Raw genomic sequence first — 25,746 nt, 5'->3', positions numbered from 1 at the left:
CCTAGTTCTGAGTGGTGGTATCGGCCAGGTCCTGCGAGCGGTACTCGGGCGTGACGTCAACGACCTTCCAGCCGATGCCGTCACGACGCATGGTGATGGTGTAGTCCACCTCCCCGCCGGCGGAGAGCTTGGCGGTGAGGTAGACGGTGGACTCGCTCATCGAGCGGTCGCAGGCGTTGACCTGGATGGTGGCGTCGGTCGGCAGGACGTCGGAGATCTCCTGGATGACGGCGTCAGAGGTGCCCTCGACGAGGTACTCGGAGAGGTCGACGCCGTCGCCCTTGGCGTCGAAGAGGCGCTCGGCGACGGTCTCCTGCGTGGGCCAGCCGTAGCCGCGGACGTAGGCGAAGACGCCGGCGCCGACGACGAGGATGAGCACCACGAGGATGGCGATGAAGACCTTGAGGCCGGTGTGGCGGTGCTTGCGGCGCACCTTGCGCTCCTGCTTGTCCGCCTCCATGAGGTCGGCCTCGGTGACGGAGAAAAAGCCCGTGTCCTCGGGCGAGGGCATGAGCTCGCCGGACTCGCCGGTGGGGTCGAGCGGGTCGTAGCCGCCGTAGCCGGCCGCGGCGAGCAGCGCGTCGGTCTCGGAGGGGCGACGCTCGGCGAGGGTCGCCATGGCCTTGCGGGCGGCGTCGTAGGAGGCCTGGGCCTCGGGGGAAAGGACGTAGGTCCCGTCCGCGGTGGCGTGCGCGAAGGCGTCGACGGCCTCGCCCATGCGGTTGGCGGCGACGTAGGCGAGGCCCAGGTCGCACCAGATCCTGTTCTGGCTCTCGAGCGGGGTCGTGAAGTCGAGGGCCGTGCGGTAGGCCTCGACGGCGTCGACGGCGCGGCCGAGCCTCATGAAGCAGCTCCCGAGGTTCGAGAGGGCGACCGACGGGGCCGGGTTGGACTCGTCGATGGCGGCGCTGCGATACGCCATGCCGGCGCGCCTGATGTCGCCGAGCTGCTCGTAGGCTGAGCCGAGCGCCATGTAGGCCTTGTAGGGGGTGGAGTAGTCGGGGTCGCCGGCGGCGTCGGAGAGCGCCTGGGCGGCGTCCTGGGGCTTGCCGGCGGCGAGCAGGGCGCGGCCGCGGTTGCACTGCAGGGCTCCGCGCTTTCCGTAGGCGGCGTCGGCGAGCGCGCCCTCGTAGGCACGGGCGGCGGCGTCGAACTGGCCGAGCTTCATGTATGCGTTGCCGCGCAGGTGGTCGACCTCGCCCGAGACCTCGCCGGGGGCGAGGGCGTCGGAGAGCTGCGTGACGGCGCCGAGCCAATCGGAGTTCTGGTATGCGAGCTTGCCCGCGTCAAAAGCCTGCTGGTTCACTGTGCTCCTCCAAGAGTCCGCGGATGTGCGGCTAGTTGCCGGAGTGCTCTATCCTGACCGAGTTGATGACGTCCCCCGCACGGAGCTCGCCGATGACGTCGGCGCCCTCGAGGGTGGTGCCAAAGACCGTGTAGCCGGAGTCGAGACCGTGCTGCGGGCCGAGGCAGAAGTAGAACTGCGACCCGGCGGAGTCGGGGTCGGCAAAGCGCGCCATCGCGAGCGCGCGATCAACGTGAGCGTTGTTGGGGTTGGTGGTGAACTCCTGACGGATCCGGTAGCCGGGGCCTCCCGTGCCCGGGCGGCCGGTGGGCCCCACGCGGCCGGCGGCGACCTCGGCGGGGGTCATGTCGCGCGTGTTGGGGCAGCCGCCCTGGATCACGAAACCCGGGACGTAGCGGTGAAACTTCAGCCCGTCATAGAAGCCGGAGGAGGCCAGCTCGCAGAAGTTGGCCACGTGCACGGGGGCTCCCGCGCCGTCAAGTTGGACCCTGATGGTCCCCTTGGCGGTGTCGAACACGGCGACCTCGTCGCCCACGACCTGATAGGACGGGGTGTAGAGCGGGTCCGCGATGAAGCCCATGTGCCCTCCAAACTAACGTTCCGACGCAAAGGTCGGCTTCCTACAACTCAATGATTTTAGCAGGAAGCGTTCCGTTTCACATATTCGGCAGAGAAGGAGGCCCTAATCCTGAGGTTGTGACCCCTCGGGCGTCCAGAGGTCGTATTGCTGCTCGAAACGACGGGCGTAGTCGCGCGACGAGCTCAGCTCGGAGACGATCGTGGCGGCGTCGGACTCGATGTCGTCAGAGGCGGCCGCGAGCTCCCACGCCGACGTCAGGATGTCGCAGCGGTTTCTCAGCCAGCTCCCGAGGGTCACGAGGGAGTCGACCGCCTCCGTGTTGGTGCCGTCATCAAGCGAGCTCACCTCGGAGATGAGGTTCGAGACCTCGATCGAGACCTCCTCGGCCTCGTCGAGCCACTCGGCGCGCTGCTCGTCGGTCGACTCCGCGGAGACGCCGTCGGACTTGAGGAGCTCCTCGCTCTCCCCCACGCTCTCGGCGAGCTCGCCGAGCCGCTCGTGCTCCTGGGAGAGCAGCTCGGCGGCAGAGGTGACCTCGCCGCCGCCCGCGCTGTCCTGTCCCGTCAGGCTCTCGAGAAAGCCGGGGAAGCCCTGCATGGAGGTGTCGGCCGGCGTCGTCGCCGAGATGCGCGTGGCCTCCGGGTTCCAGGGGTGCGTGATCAGGAGGGCCGCGCCGCCCACGACGACCACGGCGAGAAGGGCGGCGAGGACGATGGCCCGGGTGCGCGGGAGCCGGTCGACCCTCCTCGTCCCGAGCGCGGCGTCGTCCTCGGGGGGAATGGCGCTCTCGATGCGGGTCATGGCCCCGGTCTCCCCCGGCGCCCCGAGCGCGTCCATCATGCCGGTGTTGCCGATGTCCGGGAGGTCGATCTCGCGACGCCTGCGCTCGGGGCGCTGCTCGCGGACCGTGGTCCCGCACTTGGGGCACTCGCTCACCCCGGGCGCGACGAGCGCCCCGCAGGCGGGGCACCAGGTCGCCCCCGTGAGGGAGAGCTTGCGCGTCACGTCGAGCGAGGCGTGGCACGAGGGGCAGGTGATGGCTTCGTCGGGCACGCGGCGACCGCAGGAGGGGCAGATCATGCGCGACCCTCGCCCGAGCGCCCGACGAGGCTCTCGAGGACGTACGGGAGGATGCCCCCCTGCGCGAGGAAGCTCCCCTCCATCGGGGTGTCGACGCGGACGACGCACGTGAAGCGGACCTCGGTGCCGTCGGCGCGCGTGGCGGTGACGCGGGCCCGGCGGGGGGTAGGAAGCCCGCCCGAGAGGTCGATGGGCTCGACGTCGAAGGTCTCCTCGCCCGTGAGGCCGAGGGTCTCGGCGCTCTCGCCCTCCGCGAACTGCAGCGGCAGCACGCCCATCTGAACGAGGTTCGAGCGGTGGATGCGCTCGAAGCTCTCGGCGATGACCGCGCGGACCCCCAGCAGCAGCGGGCCCTTGCCCGCCCAGTCGCGGCTGGAGCCCGAGCCGTAGAGCTTGCCGGCCACAACCACGAGCGGCACGCCCGCAGCGCGATAGGCCTCGGCGGCGTCGAAGATGGGCTCGACCTCGCCGGTCAGGAGGTTCTTGGTCCACCCGCCGACGCGGCCGCCGGCGAGCGCGTTTCTCAGCTTCACGTTGGCGAAGGTGCCGCGCGCCATGACCTCGTGGTTGCCGCGGCGCGCGCCGTAGGTGTTGAAGTCTTCGCGGGCCACGCCGCGCTCCTCGAGGTAGCGCGCCGCCGGGGAGCTTGCGGCGATCGAGCCTGCCGGAGAGATGTGGTCGGTCGTCACGAAGTCGCCGAGCAGGGCGAGCGCACGGGCGCCGGAGACGCCAAAGGTCGCGCTCGGGCGGGCGATCTCGAAGTAGGGCGCGCGGCGCACGTAGGTGGAGTCAGGGTCCCAGGCAAAGGTCGAGGAGCTCGAGGACTCGATGGCCTGCCAGGTCTTGGAGCCCTCGAGCAGGCCCTCGGAGCCCTCGGTAAACAGGCTCGCGTCGCAGTGGGCGGCGAGAAGCGCCTCGATCTCGGCGTCGTCGGGCATGATGTCGGCGAGCATGACGGGCGTGCCGTCGGCGGCCAGGCCGACGGGCTCGGTCGTGAGGTCGACGTCCATGGTGCCGACGAGCGAGTACGCGACGACGAGCGCGGGCTGGCAGAGGTAGTTCTGGCTGACGTCGGGCGAGATGCGCCCCTCGAAGTTGCGGTTTCCGGAGAGGACGCTCGTCAGCTCGAGCTCGCTGGCGTGCGGCTTGAGGCAGGACTTGATCTCGCCGGAGTTGCCGATGCAGCTCATGCAGCCGAAGCCGCACGTGAAGAAGCCGAGCTGGCGGAGCGGCTCGGCGAGGCCGCAGCGCTCGAGCAGAAGCTGAGTGGCGTGGCTGCCCGGGGCGAGGACCTTCTTGACCCAGGGGCGCGGAGCGAGTCCGCGCTCGACCGCGTGGCGGGCGACGAGGCCGGCGGCGACCATCATGGCGGGGTCCGTGGCGGTGGTGCAGCTCGTGATCGCGGCGATGGCTATGGCGCCGTGGCGCAGCGCGCCGACACCCTCGACCTCGACGGCCTGCGCGAGGTTGCGCCCGGCCTCGCGGGCGCTGGACTCGAACCGCTCCTTGAGGCCGGAGACGGGCACGCGGTCGTGCGGCCGCGAGGGGCCGGCGAGCGAGGGCTCGACGGAGCCGAGGTCGAGCTCGAGCGTGCGCGCGTAGGCGCGGCCCTCGGTCGCGCCAAAGACGCCCTGGGCCTCGAGGTAGGCGCGGGCGAAGGCGAGCTCGCCGCCGTCGCGGCCCGCGAGCGCGAGGTAGCCGAGCGTCTCGTCGTCAACGGGGAAGAGGGTCGCCGTCGCGCCGTACTCGGGCGTCATGTTGGCGACGCAGGCGCGCTGCGTGGCGCTGAGGCCCGCGACGCCCGCACCCGTCACCTCGACGATGGTCCCGACGACGCCCTCGCGGCGCAGGAGCTGCGCCACGGTCAGGGCGAGGTCCATGCCCGAGACGCCCGCGCGGAGCGCGCCGGAGAGGCGCAGCTCGACGACGGGGGGCACGAGCATCGAGATGGGCTGACCGAGCGCGGCGGCCTCGGCCTCGATGCCGCCCACGCCCCAGCCGAGCACGCCCACGCCGTTGGCCGTCGTGGTGTGCGAGTCGGTCCCGACGAGCGTGTCGAAGCAGGCATGGGCGCCTTCCGCACAGAGCGCGTCGGTGGTCACGACGTCGCAGAAGCGCTCGATGTTGAGCTGGTGGCAGATGCCGCCGCCGGGAGGCACGATCTCGACGTTTTGGAAGGAGCGGCTCGCCCACTTGAGGAAGGCGAAGCGCTCGCGGTTGCGCGCGGCCTCGATCTGCTGGTTCTTCTCGACCGCGCAGGGGGTCTCCGCCTCGTCGGCGATGACCGAGTGGTCGACGACGAGGGTGCAGGGGATCTGGGGGTTCACGAGCATGGGGTCGCCGCCGCGCTCGACCATCGCGTCGCGCATCGCGGCGAAGTCGACGAACACGGGAACGCCCGTGAAGTCCTGGAAGAGCACGCGCGCGGGCATGAACTCGATCTCGTCGCCCGCGCGGCCCGCGAGGCCCGCCTCGACGACGGCGGACGCCATGCGCACGGCGTCGTCGTCGGTCGCCGCGCGGCGCACGACGTTCTCGAGCAGCGTCACGAGGGCGCGGGGCAGGCGCTCGGCGCCGGGGATGCCGGAGACGACGGTCGCGAGGCGGCTCACGCCGTTTGCCTCGAGGGTGACGGGGCGGCGCGCGTGGGCGACGGCGCTCCGGAAGTCAGCGGTCACGGTCATGCTTTCCCTCCACTAGTCGCACGAGACGGGAGAAGCGCTCGCTGTTCTCATAGGTGGCGAGCGAGCGCCGATAGAGCAGGTTGAACGCCGCGACCGCGAGAAGGCCCGCCGCGACGATCACGACACCCATGCTAGCGTCAAAGGACACGATCTCGAAGAAAGAACCAAAGACCGTACACCCAAGCGCAACAATGCCGATGACGACGACGAGCAGCGCGGCTCGAAGGGGCGTCAGGGGCTGCGAGATCCTCCAGATGAGCGCGATGCCCACGAAGGCGACGAGCGCGGTGCAGACCGTGGAGATCTCGTCGAAGGAGTGGCCGAGCGCCCGGCCGACGATCAGCTCCGCGAGAAGCGCCGCGACGATCGCGGCGGAGGCGGGCAGCGACCGGGCGAGCACGTTGGCGAGGAAGCTCCCGCGGACGAGGTCGTGGTTGGGCTCGAGCGCGAGCACAAACGACGGGATCCCGATGATCGCCGTGGAGAGCAGCGACATCTGGATCGGGATGAAGGGGTACGGCGGCATGACGATGCACACGAGCGCGAGCACCGCCGTGAAGACGGTCTTGACGAGGAAGAGCGAGGCGGAGCGCTGGAGGTTGTTGATGGAGCGCCGGCCCTCGGCCACGACCTCGGGCATGTGGGAGAAGTCGTTGTCCGCGAGCACGATCTCCGAGACGTTGCGCGCCGCGGCCGACCCCGACGCCATCGCGACCGAGCAGTCGGCCTCGCGCAGGGCGAGCACGTCGTTCACGCCGTCGCCGGTCATGGCCACCGTGCGGCCGCGACGATGCAGGGCGCGGACGAGCTCGCGCTTCTGCTGCGGCGTGACGCGCCCGAAGACGCGCGCCTCGTCGACGGCGGCGTCGAGCTTCTCGGGCGTGTCGAGGGTCGCGGCGTCGACGTAGCGCTCGGCGAGCGGGACGCCGGCACGCGCGGCGATGGCCGACACGGTGCGGGGGTCGTCGCCGGAGATGACGCGCAGCTCGACGCCCTGCTCGAGGAAGAAGCGCATGGTGTCGGGGGCGGTCGCGCGGATCTCGTCTCGGATGGCCACGCACCCGATCAGGCGGACGTCGCCGAGAAGGGCGTTCTCCTCGTCAAACCCCGCGGCCTGGCCCACCACCAGCACGCGCTCCGTGGCGTCGAAGGCGACGGCGAGGGCGTCGGCCTCCCGGGCGCGATCGCGGCCCAGGACGAAGGCGGCCGCGCCCATCACGAGGGCCCGCCCGTCCGCGGTGACGCAGCCGGAGTACTTGCGGGCCGAGTCGAAGGGCACCGCGCGGGCCGTCTCCCCGGGCGTCACACCGACGTCGCGGGCGTGGCGCAGCAGCGCGAGCGCGGTCTCGTTGGCGTCCTGCGCGTTGGCGGCCGCGATGGCGGCCATGGCGGCCTCGACGTCGCCCGGCGAGAAACCGGGCGCGGCGGCGACGGAGGAGACCTCCATCTCGCCGGAGGTGATGGTGCCGGTCTTGTCGAGGCACAGCGTGTCCACGCGCGCGAGCGTCTCGACGCAGTAGGCCTGCTGCACGAGCACCATGCGTCTGCCCAGACGGAAGGTCGCGATCGCGAGCACTGACGAGGTGAGCAGGACGAGGCCCTGTGGGATCATGCCGATGACCGCGGCGACGGAGGTGAGGATCGCGTCGTCGAGCGTGCCTCCGTCCATGAGGAGGCTTCGCAGGAACAGCCCCAGCCCGAGCGGCACGAGGACGACCGTGCCCAGGCGGATGATCGCCTTGAGGGTGGTCTGGATCTCGGAGCGGACGGCCTTGACGTACTTGGCCTCGGCGTTGATGCGCGCCGCGTAGCCCTCCGCGCCCACGCACCTCACGCGCGCGACGAGGCTGCCCGCGTCGACGAAGCTCCCCGAGAGCAGCTCGTCGCCCGGGCCCTTGGAGACGGGCTTCGCCTCGCCGGTGAGCAGGCTCTCGTTCATGGAGACGTTGCCGGAGACGATGACGGCGTCGGCGGGGACCTGGTCTCCGTGGGCGAGCCGCATGAGGTCGTCGACGACGAGCTCGGAGGGCGGAAGCGTGCGCTCCCCCGAGGCGCGGATGACCGTGACCTCCTTCTGCGTGAGGATCGTGAGCTTGTCCACCATGCGCTTGGCGCGGATCTCCTGCGTCACGCCGATCACGAGGTTGGCGCCCACCACGCACATGAAGAGCATGTTGCGGTACTGGCCCGTGAGCAGCACCAGGAGCGCGAGCGCGAGGTTCACGCCGTTGAAGAGGGTGAGGGCGTGCTCGGCCAGGATCTGGCCCACGGACTTGGTCTTGACGTCGGTGTTGGCGTTGGTGAGGCCCGCGGCGACGCGCTCGGCGACCTCCGCGTCCGTGAGCCCGCGCGTCCCCGCGTCCTTCTCGTCTTGCGTCATCGCTCCCCTCCCGGCGGTGAGTCATACGTTGGTCATTGTGCCACGGGGGCGCGACCCGTATTCAAACCTTACGAAAAAGAGAGAAGCGCCCTGCGGGCCCGCCGCAGCCGTCGCGCGCGTTTTGCTATACTGTCCCGTGCGCGCGCCCATAGCTCAGTGGATGAGAGCGTCTGCCTCCGGAGCAGAAGGTCGTGGGTTCGAATCCCCCTGGGCGCACCATCGCACGTCCGGCCCGGCCCGCCCCATGGCGGCCGGGCCTTATTCATGAGCGGGCGTAACCGTCCGGTCACACGCCCGTGGTATCATCACGCGACCTTTTTCGCACCGACGGACCTCACGGGAGGCCAGCATGATAGCGGTAGTCAAGAGCTCAGCCACCACCGAGCAGCTCGACCACTTCGTCAAGTGGATCGAGGACCGGGGCTTCAGGACCAACGTCTCCCAGGGAGACAACAAGACGCTCGTCGGCATCATCGGCGACACCACGCGGATCGACCCCTTCATCCTCGAGAGCATGGACCTCGTCGAGCGCGTCCAGCGCGTCTCCGAGCCCTTCAAGCTCGCCAACCGCAAGTTCCACCCCGAGGACACGGTCGTCGACTGCGGTCACGGCGTCCTCGTGGGCGGGGGCAACTTCCAGGTCATCGCCGGGCCCTGCTCGGTGGAGGGCGAGAACCTCATCGGGATCGCCCGCGCGGTCAAGGCCGCCGGCGCCACGATGCTGCGCGGCGGCGCCTTCAAGCCCCGCACCTCCCCCTACTCATACCAGGGCATGGGCGAGAAGGGCCTCGACCTGCTCATGGAGGCCGGCGGCGAGCTCGACATGCCGGTCGTGACCGAGGTCATGGACCCGCGCGACGTGGAGCTGTTCGTGAGCCGCGGCGTCGACGTAATGCAGGTCGGCGCGAGAAACGCGCAGAACTTCCCGCTGCTGCGCGAGCTCGGCCGCACGCAGACCCCGGTGCTGCTCAAGCGCGGCATGTCCCAGACCATCGACGAGCTCGTCATGAGCGCCGAGTACGTGATGAGCGAGGGCAACGCCAACGTGATGCTGTGCGAGCGCGGGATCCGCACCTTCGAGACCCGCACGAGAAACACCTTCGACGTGAACGCGCTGCCGGTCCTGCGCCACCTCACGCACCTGCCGGTCGTCGCCGACCCGAGCCACTCCACCGGCTACACCCGCTACGTGCGCGCAGCCGCCTACGCCGCCACCGCCGCCGGCACGGACGCGCTCGAGATCGAGGTCCACGACTGCCCGTCGCAGGCCTGGTCCGACGGCGCCCAGGCCCTCACGCCCGAGCAGTTCGGCGACGCCATGCGCCGCATCGCCCTCATCCGCGACGCCGTCACGGCACCGATCGAGGAGGCGTAGATGGCAGACGAGAAGGACGCGGCCCCCGAGTCGACCTTCGTCCCCGGACGCTGCGGCGTCGTGAGCCTCGGCCTCATGGGCGGCTCGTTCGCGAAGGCTTTCGCCGCGGCGGGCGCCGAGGTCTTCGCTTGGAACCGCACGCGCTCGACGCTCGAGCTCGCCATGATCGAGACCGTCACCGGCGAGCTCGACGAGTCCACGATCCCCACCTGCGAGCTCATCGTCCTCGCCGGATACCCCGCCTCCACGATCGAGTGGCTCGAGCGCTACGCGCCGCTCGTATCCCCCGGCGCCATCGTCATCGACACCGTGGGCGTCAAGCGCGTCATCTGCGAGCGCTGCGAGGCGCTCTGCGCGGGCCTTCCCTTCACCTTCGTGGGCTGCCACCCGATGGCGGGCACGCAGTTCTCGGGCTTCGCCCACGCGCGCGCCACGATGTTCAAGGGCGCCCCGATGGTCGTGGTGCCGCCCAAGATGGACGACCTCGCGCGCGCGAGCGTCCTCGAGCGCCTCAAGGAGCTGCTCGCCCCCTGCGGCTTTGGCAGCTTCACGCTCGCCACGGCCGCCGAGCACGACCGCGTCATCGCCTACACCTCCCAGCTCGCGCACGTGGTCTCCAACGCCTACGTCAAGAGCCCCACGGCCCGCAGCCACAAGGGCTTCTCGGCCGGGTCCTACAAGGACCTCACCCGCGTGGCGCGGCTGAACGCCCCCATGTGGACCGAGCTCTTCCTGGACAACGCCGACAACCTGAGCGCCGAGCTCGGCTGCGTCATCGAGAGCCTCCAGGCCTACAAGGACGCGATCGACGCCGCCGACGCCGACCGGCTCGAGGCCCTGCTCGCCGAGGGGGACCGCATCAAGAGGGAGGTCGAGGCCAGATGAGCGAGAAGGACCGTGAGGTCGCGACGCGCGTCGTGCGCGTGAGCGCCGCCTCGGGCGCCTACGACGTGCACGTGGGCGCCGGCATCCTCGGGCGGGTGGGCGCCGTGGCGCGCGCGGCCGCGGGCGGCGGGCGCTGCTGCGTCATCACCGAGACCAACGTCGGGCCCCTCTATGCGGAGGGCGTCGAGGCGTCGCTCGCCTCGGCCGGCTATCACGTGGCCGATCGCCTGGTCTTTCCCGCGGGCGAGGAGCATAAGACGCTTGAGACGCTCGGGACCCTGCTCGAGGGCCTCGCCGAGCGCGAGCTCACGCGCGACGACGTCGTGGTGGCGCTCGGCGGCGGCGTCACCGGCGACATGGGCGGCCTCGCCGCCGCGCTCTACCTGCGCGGCTGCCCCGTCGTCCAGGTGCCCACGTCGCTGCTCGCCATGGTGGACTCCTCCGTCGGCGGCAAGACCGCCGTCGACCTGGCCGCGGGCAAGAACCTCGTCGGGGCCTTCTGGCAGCCCGCCGCCGTCGTGGCGGACGTCCGCTGCCTGCGCACGGTCCCGCGCGAGCAGCTCAGCGACTCCGTCGGCGAGGTCGTCAAGCACGCCGTGCTCGCCGACCCGGCCATGCTCGAGGAGCTCACGCGCGAGCCGGTCGCCGACGGGACCCTCGACGACGCGCGCCTGGTCGGCGTCGTCGCGAGAAACGTCGAGATCAAGCGCGACGTCGTGAACGCCGACGAGCGCGAGTCCGGGCTCAGGCAGACCCTCAACCTCGGTCACACGATCGGCCACGCAATCGAGGCCGCGAGCGACTTTTCGCTCGGGCACGGCTCGTGCGTCGCCGCCGGCCTGTGCATCGTCGCCCGCGCGTGCGCCCGAGCGGGCTGGTGCTCCGCGGAGACCGCCGCGCGCATCGAGGCGGCGGTGCGGGCGCAGGGCCTGCCCACCGGCACCGAGCTCGGCGCCGACGAGCTGATGGGGTTCGTCGCCCATGACAAGAAGCGCCACGACGACGCCGTCAACCTCGTCGTGCCGGAGGCCCTGGGGTCGGCCGTCGTGAGGCGCGTCCCGCTCGCCGACCTTCGCTCGCTTATCGAGCGCGACCTCGTGGGGAGGCCCTCGTGAACGTGATCTTAGAGCCCGGTGCGCTCTCCGGGGAGATCGCCGCCCCCTCCTCGAAGTCCGAGGCCCATCGCCTGCTCATCTGTGCCGCCTTCGCCCCCGGGACGACCGACGTGGACTGCACCACCTCCTCGGACGACATCGACGCGACCATCGCCTGCCTCGAGGCGCTCGGGGCCCGCGTGGCGCGCACGCGGCGCGGCTTTCGCGTGCGCCCCGTCCCCGGAACCTCGGCGAGCGACAACGTGCCCGAGCCTCGGCCGGGCGCCGTCCTCGCGTGCGGCGAGTCCGGCTCGACGCTGCGCTTTCTGCTTCCCGTCGTCTGCGCCCTTGGCTGCGGCGGGCGGTTCGAGATGCTCGGGCGGCTGCCCGAGCGCCCGCTCTCCCCGCTCTACGAGGAGCTCGTCGCGCACGGCGCGGTCCTCGGGCCCCAGGGGCGCTCGCCGCTCGAGGTCTCGGGTCGGCTCGAGGCCGGCCGCTACGCCCTGCCCGGCAACGTGTCCTCTCAGTACGTGAGCGGCCTGCTCATGGCCGCCCCGCTGCTCGGCGGCCCCGTCGAGGTGCTCGTCAGCGAGCCGGTCGAGTCGCGACCCTACATCGACCTCACGATCGCCGCGCTCTCGCGCTTTGGCGTCTCGGTCTCGGAGGCACCCGCCCGGACCGAGGACGGGGCGCCGGCCGTCTCGTTCGTCGTCGCGCCCGGATGCCTCAGGTCCCCGGGGACGGTCGCCGTGGGCGGCGACTGGTCCGGCGCGGCCTTCTGGCTCGCGGCGGGCGCGCTCAGCCCCGAGGGCGTCTCCGTGTCCGGGCTCGACCTCGCGAGCACGCAGGGCGACCGACAGGTGCTCGCCGCGCTCGCCCTCCTCGGCGCCCGCGTCCTCAGGAGGCCGGGCGGGGCCGCGTGTGTGCGCGACGCCTCCCGCGGCACCACGCTCTCGGTCGAGAGCTGCCCCGACCTCGTCCCGCCGCTCGCCGCCGTCGCCTCGCTCGCCGAGGGGACGACCAGGATAACCGGCGCCGCACGCCTGCGCCTCAAGGAGTCGGACCGCCTCGCCACCGTCTCGGCCGCCATATGCGCCCTCGGGGGCTCCGCCCGCGTGGAGGGCGACGACCTCGTCATCGACGGGTCCCGCTCGCTGGCCGGCGGCACGGTCGACGCCGCGGGCGACCACCGCATCGCGATGATGGCCGCCGTGCTCGCCGCCCGCTGCGAGGCCCCCGTGAAGATCCTCGGCGCAGAGTGCGTCTCCAAGTCCTACCCCGCATTCTTCGAGGACCTCGCCGCGCTCGGCGGCGTCGTCAGAGAGGAGCCCTGATGCCCTCGTCGTTTGGAAGCGCCCTCAGGGTGAGCGTCTTCGGCCAGTCCCACTCCCCCGCCGTCGGCTGCGTCGTCGAGGGGCTGCCCGCGGGACTTTCGCTCGACCTCGACGAGCTGCGCGCCTTCGTCGCCCGCCGCGCCCCGGGCAACGACCCCTGGTCGACGCCGCGCAGGGAGCCCGACGAGCCGCGCATCGTCTCGGGGCTCAACGTCCGCGGCGAGACCTGCGGCGCCCCGCTCGCCGCGATCATCGAGAACACCAACACGCGCTCGGCCGATTACGACAACCTCACCGGCGTGCCCCGCCCGGGCCACGCCGACTTCACCGCCTGGGCCAAGTGGCACGGCGCCCAGGACGTCCCCGGCGGCGGCCACTTCTCCGGCCGGCTCACTGGCCCGCTCTGCGTCGCGGGCGGCGTCGCCCTGCAGTGGCTGCGCACGCGCGGCGTCACCGTGCGCGCGCACGTGGCCGAGCTCGCCGGCATCCCCGACGAGCCGCTCTGCGCCCTCGACAACTCTCCCGAGGCGGCCGAGCGGCTCTCCGCCCAGATGGCCGCCCTCGCCGACGGCCGCCGCGTGCCCGTCATCGACGAGGCGGCCGGAGAGCGCATGGTCGAGGCGGTCATGGCGGCGCGTGCCCAGAAGGACACCGTCGGCGGCATCGTCGAGTGCGTCGCCTGCGGCCTGCCCGCGGGCGCGGGCTCTCCGATGTTCGACGGCATCGAGAACGTCATGGCGCGCGCCCTGTTTGGCGTGCCCGCGGTCAAGGGCGTCGAGTTCGGCCGCGGCTTCGAGGTCGCCCGCCTGCGCGGCACCGAGAACAACGACCCCTACGAGGTCCGTGACGGAGCCTGCGTCCCCGTGACCAACAACGCCGGCGGCATCCTCGGCGGCATCACGACGGGGGCGCCGGTCCTCGTCCGCTGCGCGGTCAAGCCCATATCGAGCGTCATGGTGGAGCAGGACTCCGTCGACCTCGACCGCATGGAGCCCGCCCGCCTCAAGGTCCACGGCCGCCACGACACCACGGCCGTGATCCGCGCGGTCCCCGTCGTCGAGGCCGTCTGCGCCCTCTCCCTCGCCGACGCCCTCCTCGCCTGGCCGGCGCAGTGAGGTAACCAGGGTCGGTGGCTGAGGGGCGAGAAGGTCCGGCGCTCAGACAGTCCTCGCGCGCAGAGGACGCACGCTGCGGAACTCGCGGCGGACCTTCACGCCCCTCGGCCACCGACGTGCACGCCATCTCCCATTCAGGTGAGAAATGGCGACGGGAGCGCGCGGGTCGTGAGGTCCGCCGCGAGTTCTTGCCGAGCGTTCTTCTCGGCAAGCTGTCTGAGCGCCGGACCTCACGACCCGCGCGCCCGGTACCATAGCGTCTAGACGACGGAGCAACCACAAGGAGGAAGCCATGGCCGAGCTCTCGGAGCTGAGGCAAGAGATTGACAGGATCGACCGCGAGATCTTCGCGCTCTTCTCCGAGCGGGCGAAGGTCTCCGAGGGGGTCGCGGCGTACAAGCGCGAGCATGGGATGCGCGTCTTCGACCCGGCGCGGGAGCGCGCGAAGGTCGCGGCGGCCGCCGAGGCGGCGCCGGAGGACCTCGCCACGTACGCGCAGGTCCTGATGGAGCTGCTCATGGAGGCCTCCCGCTCGCGCCAGCACGCGCTTCTCGGCGACGCGTCGGACGACGGGCTGCTTGCCGGCATTCGCCGCGCGCGCGAGGCCACGCCCGAGGTCTTCCCCCGCTCGGCGCACGTGAGCTGCCAGGGCGTCGAGGGCGCCTACTCGCAGATCGCGGCCGAGAAGATCTTCCGTCGGCCCACGATCGCCTACTCGCCCACCTTCGACGGCGTGTTCCGCACCGTCGAGCAGGGGCTCGCCGACTACGGGGTGCTCCCGCTCGAGAACTCCACGGCGGGCTCGGTCAACCAGGTCTTCGACCTGATGATGGAGCACTCCTTCTATGTCGTGCGCACCACGCGCGTGAAGGTCGACCACAGCCTGCTCGCCCTGCCCGGCGCCGAGCTCTCCGGCATTCGTGACATCTACAGCCACCAGCAGGCCATCAGTCAGTGCGCCGAGTTCCTCTCCGGGCTGCCCGACGTGCGCGTGCACGTCTGCGAGAACACGGCCGCCGCGGCCCGCAGCGTCGCCGAGTCCGGGCGCACCGACGTCGCGGCGCTCGCCTCCCACGCCTGCGCCGCGCTCTACGGCCTCGCCGCGCTCTCCTCGGGCGTGCAGGACCGTGACAACAACTACACGCGCTTCGCCTGCATCTCCCGCAGCCTCGAGGTCTACCCCGGCGCCGACCGGGCCTCCTTCATGGCCGTGCTCCCGCACCAGCCCGGCTCCCTCTACAAGCTGCTCGCGAAGCTCTACGCGCTCGACGTCAACCTCCTCAAGCTCGAGAGCCGCCCGATCCCCGAGCGCGACTTCGAGTTCATGTTCTACTTCGACATCGAGTGCCCCGCGGCCTCGCCGGAGTTTGCCTCGCTCGTCACGACGCTCGGGAGCCTCTGCCAGGAGCTGCGCTACCTCGGCAGCTACTCGGAGGTGCTCTAGTGGCGGGCGAGAGGGGCGCGGCGACGACCGCTCCCTACGGGCTCGTGGGGCACCCGCTCGGGCACAGCTGGTCGCCGAAGATTCACGAGCATCTGGGATCTTTCCCCTACGCCCTGCACGACCTCGACCGGGACGAGGTCGAGCCGTTCGTCCGTGACGGCGCGTGGCGCGGCCTCAACGTCACCATCCCCTACAAGCGGCTCGCGGCCGAGCTCGCCGACGTGCGCTCGCCCGCCGTGGAGCGGCTCGGGGCCGCCAACACGCTCGTGAGGGACCGGGACGGCCGCATCGTCGCCGAGAACACCGACGTGCTGGGGTTTGCCTGGATGCTCGCGCGCTTCTGCCGCGAGCGGCTGAGCGAGTCGCCGCGCGGTCTGCTCGAGGGTAGGAAGGCGCTCGTGCTTGGGAGCGGCGGCGCGGCCGCGGCGGTCCGCGACGCCCTGGAGCACGCGGCCGGGGCGCGCGTCGTCACCATCTCGCGCTCCGGCGACGAGACCTATGCGACCCTCGCCGAGCGGCACGCCGACGCCGTTCTTCTCGTCAACACCACGCCGGTGGGCATGTTCCCGCGCTGCCCGGACTCCCCCGTCGACGAGGGCACGCTCTCTCGGCTCACGGGGCTGCGCGGCGTGCTCGACGTCGTCTACAACCCCACGCGCACGGGGCTGTGCCTTTCCGCCGAGCGCCTGGGGCTGCCCACCGAGAGCGGCCTTGCCATGCTCGTGGCGCAGGCGCTCTTTGCGAGCGGGCTCTTCCAGGGGCGCGACCTCGACGACGCCCTCGTGGGCACAATCGAGCGCGAGATTTACTTTCAGACGGAAAACGTCGTGCTCATCGGCATGCCCGGCGCCGGCAAGACCACCTGCGGGCGGGCGCTCGCGCGCGTGCTCGGCCGGCCCTTCGTCGACCTCGACGAGGCGATCGCGCTCGAGACCGGCCGCGGCGCGGCGCAGATCATCCGCGAGGACGGGGAGGACGCCTTCCGCGCGGTCGAGACGCGCGTCACCGCCGACTACGCCGCGCGCTCGGGACTCGTCATCGCCTGCGGCGGCGGCGTGGTCACGAGGCCGGAGAACCGCGATCTGCTGCGCCAGAACGGCCGCGTCGTCTTTCTCGATCGCCCCGTCTCCGAGCTCAGCTCTGCGGGTCGCCCGGTCTCCCAGGCCAAGGGCGTCGAGCGGATCGCCGCGGAGCGCATGGGGCTCTACCGCGCCTGGGCGGACGTGACGCTGCCCTGCACCGGCTCCGCCGCAGGGGACGCGGAGCTCGCGCGCGAGCTCCTCGGGCTCTAGGACCTCCCCGCCCGCCGGCGCTCCCGTCCCCACGGGCGTCGGGGGACGCAGCGGGTCAACAAGTCTCGCGAGCGTCGCCGCTCAAGGTCAAAACATGGGCGTTTGCTGGAAGGTCCCGCCGTCCGCGGCGCCGCTCGGCGGAATGGGCCGCACCGGCTTGCGCGCCCCGTATACTGTGCTTTCGATTACACGGCAGTCGGCAGATGATGAGTGTGGAGATGGGGCTCCAGCTCGCGATTCGACGACGGGAAGGGTCGCGAAGTGGACAGAGATCAGATCGCGCAGGAGGTTCTCGCCGCAGTGGGCGGCAAGGGCAACGTCACCGCGAACGACATCTGCATGACCCGCCTGAGGATTCTCACCGAGGACCCCTCGCTCGTCGACACCGACCAGCTCTCCTCCGCCCGTGGCGTGCTCGGCTTCGTGAAGCGCGGCGCCAACGGCATCGAGGTCGTCTTTGGCCCCGGCAAGGTCGAGGCCGTGCACGAGGCGCTGGTTCGCCTCACGGGCATCGAGGGCAACGAGGAGGCCTTCGACGAGGCCTCGGCCATGCCCTCCCCCATTCACGTGCACATCTCCCACAACCCGCTTCGCAGCGCCGCGCTCGCGCAGAGCGAGGGCGACGTCGACGCCGCGCCCGAGGGACCCTCCGAGGAGGATGCCGAGGACGCGTCGGTCGAGGACCTCGTGAGCCTGCTCGACGTCATGGAGCCCGCGGACGCTTCGCCCGACGAGACGACGGACGCCGACGTCGACGTCGAGGACCAGCTCCCGGAGGGCCCCGTGCGCGTGCTCGTCATCAACGGGCCCAACATCAACATGCTGGGCATCCGCGAGCCCGACATCTACGGGCACGACTCGTACCGCGCGATGCTGCGCATCTGCCACGACGCCGCGCTCGAGGCCGGCTTTGCCGACTGCACCTGCTTCCAGTCCAACCACGAGGGCGACCTCATCGACGCCATTCAGGACGCGTACGGCACCTATGCCGGCATCATCATCAACCCCGGCGCCTACACGCACACCTCTATCGCAATCCTCGACGCCGCCAAGGCCGTGGGCCTGCCCATGATCGAGGTGCACATCTCCAAGCTCGAGGATCGCGAGGACTTCCGCCAGGTGTCCTACATCCGCGCCGCCTGCTTCGAGACCATCACGGGCCTGGGCGTCGAGGGCTATCGCAAGGCGCTGTTCGACATGGCCGCGCACCTGGGCCTGTAGCGCCGTCGGCTGGCACGAGCCCAAGCTCTCGTTTGGGTGCGCGCGGGCCCTGCCCGCACTTCTCAGCATTCTTCGGGATCCCGCCCGCACTTCTCGGCTGTCGCTTCCGGTGCGGGCTGGAGCGCACTCGATGCGCGCACTCCGGGGCATTGGCCGAGAAGGACCGCGCACTCGATGCAGTCTATGCCCAAAACCGCCCGCACCTGTTGCCCGCACTCACGAGTGCGGGCACCGAGCGCAGATGCGCCAGGTCAGGACCTGAAGGCGGATGCCCGTCGTCATGCGCCGCGGCGCCGCGCCCTGAGCGCCCTCACGCCCGCACCGAGCCCAAAGCCCACGGCCGAGACGGCACCGCCAAAGGCGAGCGCCGTCAGGTCGGGCGGGTGGACGTTGCCAAACGTCAGCGTGTTGGCCAAAAGAAACGTCAGGCTCGGGAGCAGCATGGACAGGACGGCCGCCACCGGGATGATGAGCCAGCCCCTCGTTCCGTAGGGCCTGAGAAGGCCCGCCGTGAGCGAGGTTCCCAGGACCGTCGCGGGCATGAGCCCGTAGAAGAAGATCAGCGCATAGCCCAGGGCGTCCGAGGGACCGATAACGCACCAGAAGACGAGTAGCGACAGGAGCCAGACGGCGAGAAGAACGGCGGGCACGGCGATCTTTGCGGTGCTTGCGGCGCGCTTCATGGCAGCCTCCTTCCGAAGGGGTTGCCAAAATGGTACCCAGTGCGGCGCGGGGCGTCTGTCAACCCCGGGGATGCGCGTCGGCTCAGTCTGTCAACCCGGCCCGACCCTCGAGGCATTCTCGCAGCTCGACGGCATTGTGGATGCCGAGCGCCCGATAGCAGCGCGTCCGCGCGGACTTGACCGTCCCTGGGGCCACGTGCAGGCGCTCGCAGATGGCACGCTCGCCCTCGCCGAGCGAGAGGAGCAGCGCGACGTTGGCCTGAAGCTCGCTCAGGCCGGCCCTTCTCAGGATGGCGACCTGCTCCTCGCGGTCATCGCGGGCGGCGGGGCGGAAGGCCACGCCAAAGACGAGCGCGCCGAGCGCCGCCACGAGGCACCACAGGCCCTCGACCACGCCGGGAAAAACCTCGAGAGGCACGGTCAAGCAGGAGCCGAGCAGCAGGGAGAGCCCCGCGAGGGCCGTGACCTCACGTCCGCGGCACGCAAGCTCTCGCAGGCCGGAGACGGTCGAGCGCCGAAGCCACGTGCGGACGTCGATGCCCGGGTCCGCGCTGACCGGCCGCGCCCCGAGATACAGGACGCCGAGCGCAAGGACCAGCGCGGCGAGCGAGCGGCGCCCGGGGACGAGGGGCCATGAGGAGACGAAGACCGGGGGCACGGCGACGGAGCAGAGCAGGCAGACGACGCCGCGCTCCCAGGAGGGGCGCACGCCCGTCCGTTCCCGGAGCGCGCGACGGCCCCCGGTGTCGGGCGCAAGGACGAGAAAGGCGACGAGGGCGACGCACGAGAGCACGTCGCCCGCGAGGCAGGCCACGACGGGGCGGACCGGCCCCGCCCAGGGCGCGAGCATCAGGGCGAGCAGCGCGGCGCCGAGAAGGGCGCGCGCCCACGATGGGACGCAACGGTGCACGGAGCCGTCGGGGCGCAGACTGCCGGCGTCGCTCGTCCAGGAGCTCACGCGCGAGACGAGCTCGACCTTGGAGGACACGCCGAGCTTCTCGTAGCCGCGCGTGCGGTTGGTGCCGACGGTCGACTCCGAGACGTCGAGCGCCTGCGCGATGACGCGGCGCGGCTCTCCGCAGAGCGTCCGGACGAGGACCTCGCGCTCGCGGTCGCTGAGCTCGCGCTCCGCGAGGTCGTCGAGGGCGCGGCGCATCGTCGCCGCATAGTCCCCCTCGTCGCCGTCTGAGGCGAGCGAGGCGAGCAGCGGCACGCCGCAGGCGCTTAAGGCCACGAGCGAGGCCGTCGCAAGAACCACGAGCCCGGACTCGCCCGCCGCCATCGAGCAGCTAAGCAGCGCCGCGGGCGCGAGGGCGGCGAAGAGCTCGGGCTCCGAGAGCGAGCGTCCCGCGCGCGCCCTGGTGAGGACGGCAAGGGCAAAGAGCGCGCCGAGAAAGACGGCGGAGGCTACCCGGGGCACGGGAAGCAGCCATGCGGCGGCGAGCAGGGCGAGGACGGCGACGAGCTCGCCCGCCAGGGCGCCGGAGCGCGCGGCGCGTCGCTCGTCCTTCTCGCCAAGCGAGAGGCACACCCATCCGGCGAGCGCGAGCGCCCCGGGGATCGCGGTGAGCCCGGGGGCGATCGCCCAAACGAGGGCGAGCGCGGGCGTGACCAGGAGGCCGACCACGGCTACGACCCTTCGGCACCGCTCCGCCGAGACGCGGTCCGCGGCGCCGAGGATCCTGCCGGCCATGAGGGCGGAGCCGGCGAGGAGGTAGGCGACGGGCGAGAGCCCGAGCGCGACGAGCCCCGCGAGCACGCCCGTCCAGAGCGGCCAGGCGACCGTTCGGCGGCGCTCGACGAGGGCGTAGGCGCGCAGCATGGCGTCAGAGGTTCTGGCTGCAGCCCCAGACGGTCCCCTCGCTCACGAGGAAGTCGACCGGGACGTCGTGCCCCCCCACCGGGAGCGGGTTGGACGAGAGCTGCGTCACGCGGGCGAGGCCGATCTTGTTGCCGGGGTAGAACGCGAGGAAGCGGTCGTAGTAGCCGCCGCCGTAGCCCACGCGGTGCCCCGCGCCGTCAAAGACGAGGCCGGGCACGAGGCAGGCGGTGCGCACCATCTCGGGCACCGTGAGGGCCGGCGTGTCGCCGGGGGGCTCGAGGATGCCCATCGTTCCGGGGACGAGCCCCTCGAGCGATTCGATCTCGTGGAAGGCCATCTTGTGCGCCGCGCGTTCGACGCGCGGGACGGCGACGCGGCGGCCCTCGTCAAGCAGCTCCTCGATCAGGGCGCGCGTGTCGACCTCGGCGCCAAAGGAGACGTAGGTGAGCACGATGGGCGCGCGCCGGAAGACGTCGAAGGAGCGCAGCGCGCGGCGAATGGCCTCGTCCGAGGAGATTCGCAGGCGCGCAGGGACGGTGCGGCGAACGCGCAGGTAGTTGCTCCTGAGTGAGCTCTTGTCGGCGTCCGTGCCGTATGAGCTTGCCACCGCTCCTCCTCTTCTCGACCTCGACCAGATTATTCTAACAGGCTTTTGCAAGGACCCCGCGCACGAGGCCGCCGTTTGCCGTACCATAGGATGCCGTTGACCACATACGCGGGGGACCGCAAACGCGAGGAGGAACCATGCCCAACGAGGGAAGCTACGAGGCGGCCAAGCGCAGGAGCGACGAGGTCCACGCCGACCTTCTCGTCCACCCCGAGAACTACACCATGCTCACCGGCGACCGCCCGACCGGCAGGCTCCACCTCGGCCACTACTTCGGCACGCTCGTGGACCGCGTGCGCCTGCAGGACATGGGCGTGCGCACCAACGTCATCATCGCTGACTATCAGGTGATCACCGACCGCGACACGACCGAGCACATCAAGGACAACGTCTACAACATGGTCATCGACTATCTGGCCTGCGGGCTCGACCCGGCCAAGACGATGATCTTCACGCACTCCGCGGTGCCCGAGCTCAACCAGCTCATGCTGCCGTTCCTCAGCCTCGTCACCGAGGCCGAGATGGAGCGCAACCCCACGGTCAAGGCCGAGCAGGAGGCCTCCGGCCACGCCCTCACGGGACTTCTGCTCACCTACCCCGTGCACCAGGCGTGCGACATCCTCTTCTGCAAGGGCAACATCGTGCCCGTGGGCCGCGACCAGCTGCCGCACATCGAGATCACCTCGAAGATCGCGCGTCGCTTCAACGAGCGCTACGGCCACGTCTTCCCGGACGTCACGGGGCTTCTCACCTCCACGCCGCTGCTTCCCGGCCTCGACGGCCGCAAGATGAGCAAGTCCTACGGCAACGCGATCTCCATCTCCATGACCGCCGAGGAGACCGCCAAGCTCATCAAGAAGTCCAAGAGCGACTCCGAGCGCAACATCACCTTTGACCCCGAGAACCGCCCGGAGATCTCCGGTCTTCTCACCACGGCAGGCATCTGCACCGGCCGCGACCCGCGCGAGATCGCCGAGGAGATCGGCATGGGAGGCGCGGGCCAGCTCAAGAAGGTCGTGACCGAGGCCGTCAACGGCTACTTCGCCCCCATCCGCGAGCGCCGCGAGAAGATCGCCCAGGACATGGGATATGTCGCCGACGTCCTGCACGAGGGCAACCGCCGCGCTCGCGAGATCGCCGCGGCCACCCTCGACGAGGTGCGCGAGGCGATGGGGATGGTGTACTAGCAGGCACTACGCACCCCTGCGGGGGCGATAAGGTCCGGCGCTCAGACAGCTTCGCGCGCAAGGGACGCGCGCCGCAGAACTCGCGCGGACCCTGTCCCCTCGCTCGACTTACGCGTCGAATCCCTCGATATGGAAGTGCTTAGCGCAGCGTCGCGTACATGACGGCCTTGATCGAGTGCAGGCGGTTCTCGGCCTCGTCGAAGACGCGGCTCTGCGCCCCCTCGAAGACCTCGTCGGTGACCTCGAGCTCGGCGAGGCCAAACTGCTGGTAGACCTCCTCGCCGATCGTGGTCTTGCGGTCGTGGAAGCTCGGCAGGCAGTGCATGAAGATCGCGTCTTTGGCCGCGAGCTTCATGAGCTCGGCGTTGACCTGGTAGGGAGACAGCAGGCGGATGCGCTCGCCCCAGAGCTCGGCGGGCTCGCCCATGGAGACCCAGATGTCGGTGTAGATCACGCTCGCGCCGGCGGCTCCCTCGGCGACGTCCGCCGTGAGCGTGATCGTGGCTCCCGTCTCGGCCGCGATCTCACGGCAGGTCTTTACGAGCTCGGCGTCGGGCATCTGCTCGGCGGGGCCGCACGCACAGAAGTCGATGCCCAGCTTTGCGCACACGACCATGAGCGAGTTGCCCACGTTGTTGCCCGCGTCCCCCATGAAGGTGACCTTGCGACCGGCCATCCCGCCGCGGCCGAACTCCTCCTCCATCGTGAGGACGTCGGCGATCATCTGCGTGGGGTGAAACTCCGTGGTGAGGCCGTTCCAGACCGGCACGCCCGCGTACGCGGCGAGCTCCTCGACGCGCTCCTGGCCAAAGCCGCGGTACTCGATGCCGTCGAACATGCGGCCGAGCACGCGCGCGGTGTCGGCGATGGACTCCTTCTTCCCGATCTGGGAGGCGCTCGGGTCAAGGTAGACCGCGTGCATGCCGAGGTCGGCCGCGCCCACCTCGAAGGCGCAGCGCGTGCGCGTGGAGGTCTTCTCGAAGATGAGCGCCACGTTTTTGCCCTCGAGGTAGCGGTGGGGCTCTCCCGCGCGCTTCTTGGCTTTGAGCTCGGCGGAGAGGTCGAGCAGGTGGCGGATCTCCTCGGGCGTGAAGTCGAGGAGCTTGAGGAAGTTGCGTCCGGAAAGGCTGACGGCCATGGGGCTCTCCTTTCGTGACCGGCGGGAACGCCGGGTTCTTCTCGGTGCTTTGAAAGCTGCATCGTAGCATGAGCCCGGGACGGTCCGCGGCCGCGCGGCCCCCGCTGGCCCGGCTCTTTTCACAACCTTAACCAACAGGGCCCGGCGGCCGGTCACGCGGCTGCTATCATCGTGGGGACATGCACCGCGGCACACGCTGCCGCACCTTCGTGAAAGGCTTTCGCGATGAGCAAGGACAAGACCAAGGACGCCGTCGAGGAAGAGGCGCGCGGCAAGAAGGACGCCAAGGAGTCCCGCAAGGAGCAGGCCCTCAAGAAGGCAGCCGCCAAGTACGCGGGCGAGAAGGACGGCGAGGACAAGAAGCCCGAGCGCGACTTCTCCTACACCCAGAACCGCGAGCTGAGCTGGCTGCGCTTCGACGACCGCATCCTCGACGAGGCATACGACCCCGAGGTTCCCGCGTTCGAGCGCCTTAAGTTCTGCGAGATCGTCGAGTCCAACCTCGACGAGTGGTTCATGATCCGCGTAGGCGGCCTTTCCGACCTCGCCTCCCTCAAGAACCAGCCCAAGGACAACAAGTCCAACATGACCCCCACCGAGCAGCTCGCGGCGATCTTCGGCGCCCTGCCCGCCCTCGTCGAGCGCCACGAGAGGGGCCTCGCCGAGGTCGAGGAGCTGCTCGGCCAGCACGGCCTGCAGCGCGTCTCCCCCGCCGACTACACCGAGGAGGACCGCGCCGCCGTCCAGCGCCACTTCGAGCGCCGCCTCGCGCCGATCATCTCCCCACTCATCGTCGACCCGCGCCACCCCTTCCCCAACCTGCGCAACGGCCGCTTGTTCGTGGCCTGCTCGCTCGACGGCGCCGATGAGACCGGTCTTCTCGGCATCATCGAGGTGCCCCGCACCGAGCAGCGCGTCGTCGCGCTGCCGGCCACGCCCAAGGCCTGGCGCTACACCCTGCTCGAGGACGTCCTCGAGACCTGCCTCGACCAGTGCTTCGGCGAGTACGTGCCCAAGCGCTCGGCCGTGCTGCGCGTCACGCGCAACGCCGACATCGACCCCGACGGCGAGGGCGTCGAGGAGGAGGAGGACTACCGCCAGCACATGAAGAAGGTCCTCAAGCTCCGCCAGCGCCTGCAGCCCGTGCGCCTCGAGATCCGCGGCAAGCTGGGCAAGACGCTCGAGACGCTGATCGCCGACGAGCTCGCGCTGGAGCCGCGCCGCGTCTTCCGCCTCAACCGCCCGATCGACCTCGGCTACGTCTACGGGCTCGAGTCCCACATCCCCGACCACGAGCACGCCGCGTGCGTGTTCCGTCGCTTCGAGCCGCAGATCTCGCCCATGGTCGACCTGTCCCTGCCCATGCGCGGCCAGGTCGAGGACCACGACGTCCTTCTCACCTACCCGTACGAGTCCATGACGCCGCTGCTGAGGCTCGTCCGCGAGGCCTCCGCCGACGACGCGTGCATCTCGATCAAGATCACCCTCTACCGCGTGGCCAAGTCGAGCCACCTCTGCGAGAGCCTCATCAGCGCCGCGGAGGCGGGCAAGGACGTCACCGTCCTCATGGAGCTGCGCGCCCGCTTCGACGAGGCCAACAACATCGCCTGGGCCGAGCGCCTCGAGGACGCCGGGTGCACCGTCATCTACGGCTCCGAGGGCTTCAAGTGCCACTCCAAGATCTGCCAGATCACCTATCACGACCACGACGGCATCCGCCGCATCACGTGCCTGGGCACGGGCAACTTCAACGAGAAGACCGCCACGCTCTACTCCGACTTCATGCTGCTCACGGCCGACGAGGGCATCGGGGCGGACGGCAACACCTTCTTCCGCAACCTCTCGCTCGGCAACCTCCGCGGCACCTATCGCCAGCTCGGCGTTGCCCCGGTGGGCCTCAAGCCGCTCGTGATGCGCGGGCTCGACCGAGAGATCGCCCGCGCCCGCGAGGGCGCCCCGGCGCGCGTCTTCTTCAAGATGAACTCGCTCACCGACCGCGACGTCATCGACAAGATCTCCGAGGCCTGCGAGGCGGGCGTCAAGGTCGTCATGATCGTCCGCGGCATCTGCTGCATCAAGGCGGGCGTGCCGGGCAAGACCGACGGCCTCGTGATCCGCCAGATCGCCGGGCGCTTCCTCGAGCACGCCCGCATCTACGCCTTTGGCGAGTACGCGGACACTATCTACCTCTCGAGCGCCGACATGATGACGCGCAACACCGAGCGCCGCGTCGAGATCGCCTACCCCGTGCGCGACTCCGCCTGCTGCGAGATCGTGCGCCACTTCATCGACCTCCAGCTCGCCGACAACGTCAAGGCGCGCCAGCTCACCGCCGAGGGCACCTGGGCCCGCGTCGAGACCGAGGAGGGCGCGCCGCGCGTCAACTGCCAGGAGGTGCTCCTGCGCGAGGCGTACGAGCGCGCCCGCGAGGCCGTCGAGGAGCGCGCGCGTGCCGCCAAGGCGCCGCGCGTCGAGCCGGCCCCCGAGGCAGTTCCCGAGCTCGCCGCAGAGGACATTGC

The 25,746-nt window shown here is 70.7% G+C and carries 19 protein-coding genes and 1 tRNA gene; 11 read left to right on the top strand and 9 right to left on the bottom strand.

Annotation, left to right across the window (positions count from 1 at the left end; translation table 11 throughout):
• Position 1: 1 nt before the first annotated feature.
• The 5 genes from NW198_RS08760 to NW198_RS08740 form a co-directional block, all read right to left on the bottom strand.
• Positions 2–1,306 carry a tetratricopeptide repeat protein gene (locus tag NW198_RS08760; protein WP_087315147.1) on the bottom strand — a complete coding sequence of 435 codons (1,305 nt, stop codon included), beginning with the start codon at positions 1,304–1,306 and terminating at the stop codon, positions 2–4.
• Between the two features lie 31 nt (positions 1,307–1,337).
• Entirely contained in the window at positions 1,338–1,886 is a 549-nt protein-coding gene (locus NW198_RS08755) for a peptidylprolyl isomerase (protein ID WP_258340820.1), read from the bottom strand.
• A 102-nt stretch (positions 1,887–1,988) separates the two neighbouring features.
• Positions 1,989–2,966 carry a zinc ribbon domain-containing protein gene (locus tag NW198_RS08750; RefSeq protein ID WP_258340819.1) on the bottom strand — a complete coding sequence of 326 codons (978 nt, stop codon included), beginning with the start codon at positions 2,964–2,966 and terminating at the stop codon, positions 1,989–1,991.
• A complete protein-coding gene (gene acnA / locus NW198_RS08745; RefSeq protein WP_258340818.1) occupies positions 2,963–5,650 on the bottom strand; it encodes an aconitate hydratase AcnA in 2,688 nt (895 codons plus the stop codon). The genes NW198_RS08750 and acnA overlap by 4 nt, the downstream gene beginning before the upstream one ends.
• Positions 5,634–8,030, bottom strand: coding sequence for an HAD-IC family P-type ATPase (locus NW198_RS08740; protein WP_258340817.1), 2,397 nt, complete (start codon positions 8,028–8,030; stop codon positions 5,634–5,636). Before NW198_RS08740 ends, acnA begins: the two co-directional genes overlap by 17 nt.
• Before the next feature lie 142 nt (positions 8,031–8,172).
• On the opposite strand from NW198_RS08740, the gene NW198_RS08735 reads away from it, so the two are divergent.
• The 9 genes from NW198_RS08735 to NW198_RS08695 all read left to right on the top strand — a co-directional run bounded on the left by NW198_RS08735 (position 8,173) and on the right by NW198_RS08695 (position 17,790).
• Positions 8,173–8,249: transfer RNA gene (locus tag NW198_RS08735), tRNA-Arg, on the top strand.
• A 130-nt stretch (positions 8,250–8,379) separates the two neighbouring features.
• Positions 8,380–9,405: a 3-deoxy-7-phosphoheptulonate synthase gene (aroF, locus tag NW198_RS08730; RefSeq protein ID WP_258340816.1), complete on the top strand. Its 1,026-nt coding sequence runs from the start codon at positions 8,380–8,382 to the stop codon at positions 9,403–9,405.
• A complete protein-coding gene (locus NW198_RS08725) occupies positions 9,406–10,290 on the top strand; it encodes a prephenate dehydrogenase (protein ID WP_258340815.1) in 885 nt (294 codons plus the stop codon).
• Complete coding sequence (aroB, locus tag NW198_RS08720) at positions 10,287–11,405, top strand: 3-dehydroquinate synthase (RefSeq protein ID WP_258340814.1); 1,119 nt, start codon at positions 10,287–10,289, stop codon at positions 11,403–11,405. The genes NW198_RS08725 and aroB overlap by 4 nt, the downstream gene beginning before the upstream one ends.
• Complete coding sequence (aroA, locus tag NW198_RS08715) at positions 11,402–12,718, top strand: 3-phosphoshikimate 1-carboxyvinyltransferase (protein ID WP_258340813.1); 1,317 nt, start codon at positions 11,402–11,404, stop codon at positions 12,716–12,718. Before aroB ends, aroA begins: the two co-directional genes overlap by 4 nt.
• On the top strand, positions 12,718–13,833 hold the full coding sequence (aroC, locus tag NW198_RS08710; protein WP_258340812.1) for a chorismate synthase: 1,116 nt from the start codon (positions 12,718–12,720) through the stop codon (positions 13,831–13,833). Before aroA ends, aroC begins: the two co-directional genes overlap by 1 nt.
• Before the next feature lie 292 nt (positions 13,834–14,125).
• On the top strand, positions 14,126–15,277 hold the full coding sequence (locus NW198_RS08705) for a bifunctional chorismate mutase/prephenate dehydratase (protein WP_087315166.1): 1,152 nt from the start codon (positions 14,126–14,128) through the stop codon (positions 15,275–15,277).
• On the top strand, positions 15,277–16,569 hold the full coding sequence (locus NW198_RS08700; protein WP_258340811.1) for a shikimate kinase: 1,293 nt from the start codon (positions 15,277–15,279) through the stop codon (positions 16,567–16,569). Before NW198_RS08705 ends, NW198_RS08700 begins: the two co-directional genes overlap by 1 nt.
• A 261-nt stretch (positions 16,570–16,830) precedes the next feature.
• Positions 16,831–17,790: a type II 3-dehydroquinate dehydratase gene (locus tag NW198_RS08695; protein WP_258340810.1), complete on the top strand. Its 960-nt coding sequence runs from the start codon at positions 16,831–16,833 to the stop codon at positions 17,788–17,790.
• 278 nt (positions 17,791–18,068) lie between these two features.
• Here the strand turns inward: NW198_RS08695 and NW198_RS08690 are convergent, their stop codons facing one another.
• From NW198_RS08690 to NW198_RS08680, 3 genes are all read right to left on the bottom strand, one after another.
• Positions 18,069–18,473 carry a hypothetical protein gene (locus NW198_RS08690; protein WP_258340809.1) on the bottom strand — a complete coding sequence of 135 codons (405 nt, stop codon included), beginning with the start codon at positions 18,471–18,473 and terminating at the stop codon, positions 18,069–18,071.
• A gap of 82 nt (positions 18,474–18,555) precedes the next feature.
• A complete protein-coding gene (locus NW198_RS08685) occupies positions 18,556–20,295 on the bottom strand; it encodes a LuxR C-terminal-related transcriptional regulator (RefSeq protein WP_258340808.1) in 1,740 nt (579 codons plus the stop codon).
• A 4-nt stretch (positions 20,296–20,299) separates the two neighbouring features.
• Positions 20,300–20,902 (bottom strand): 5-formyltetrahydrofolate cyclo-ligase, encoded by a 603-nt coding sequence (locus NW198_RS08680; protein ID WP_258340807.1) that lies wholly within the window; start codon positions 20,900–20,902, stop codon positions 20,300–20,302.
• A 137-nt stretch (positions 20,903–21,039) separates the two neighbouring features.
• Here NW198_RS08680 and trpS point away from each other — a divergent pair, with 137 nt between their 5' ends.
• The gene (gene trpS / locus NW198_RS08675) at positions 21,040–22,089 is read left to right on the top strand and encodes a tryptophan--tRNA ligase (RefSeq protein WP_087315177.1); all 1,050 of its coding nucleotides are present in this window, start codon (positions 21,040–21,042) and stop codon (positions 22,087–22,089) included.
• Between the two features lie 139 nt (positions 22,090–22,228).
• On the opposite strand, the gene argF is transcribed toward trpS, so the two are convergent.
• A complete protein-coding gene (gene argF / locus NW198_RS08670; RefSeq protein ID WP_258340806.1) occupies positions 22,229–23,227 on the bottom strand; it encodes an ornithine carbamoyltransferase in 999 nt (332 codons plus the stop codon).
• Between the two features lie 225 nt (positions 23,228–23,452).
• Between argF and ppk1 the strand changes: the two genes are divergently transcribed.
• Positions 23,453–25,746: polyphosphate kinase 1 (gene ppk1, locus NW198_RS08665; RefSeq protein ID WP_258340805.1), on the top strand; the 2,294-nt coding region annotated here is incomplete at its 3' end.

This window comes from Thermophilibacter sp. ET337, from assembly GCF_024733715.1.
GTDB lineage: Bacteria > Actinomycetota > Coriobacteriia > Coriobacteriales > Atopobiaceae > Thermophilibacter.
This window is presented reverse-complemented; position numbering and strand designations above follow the sequence as displayed.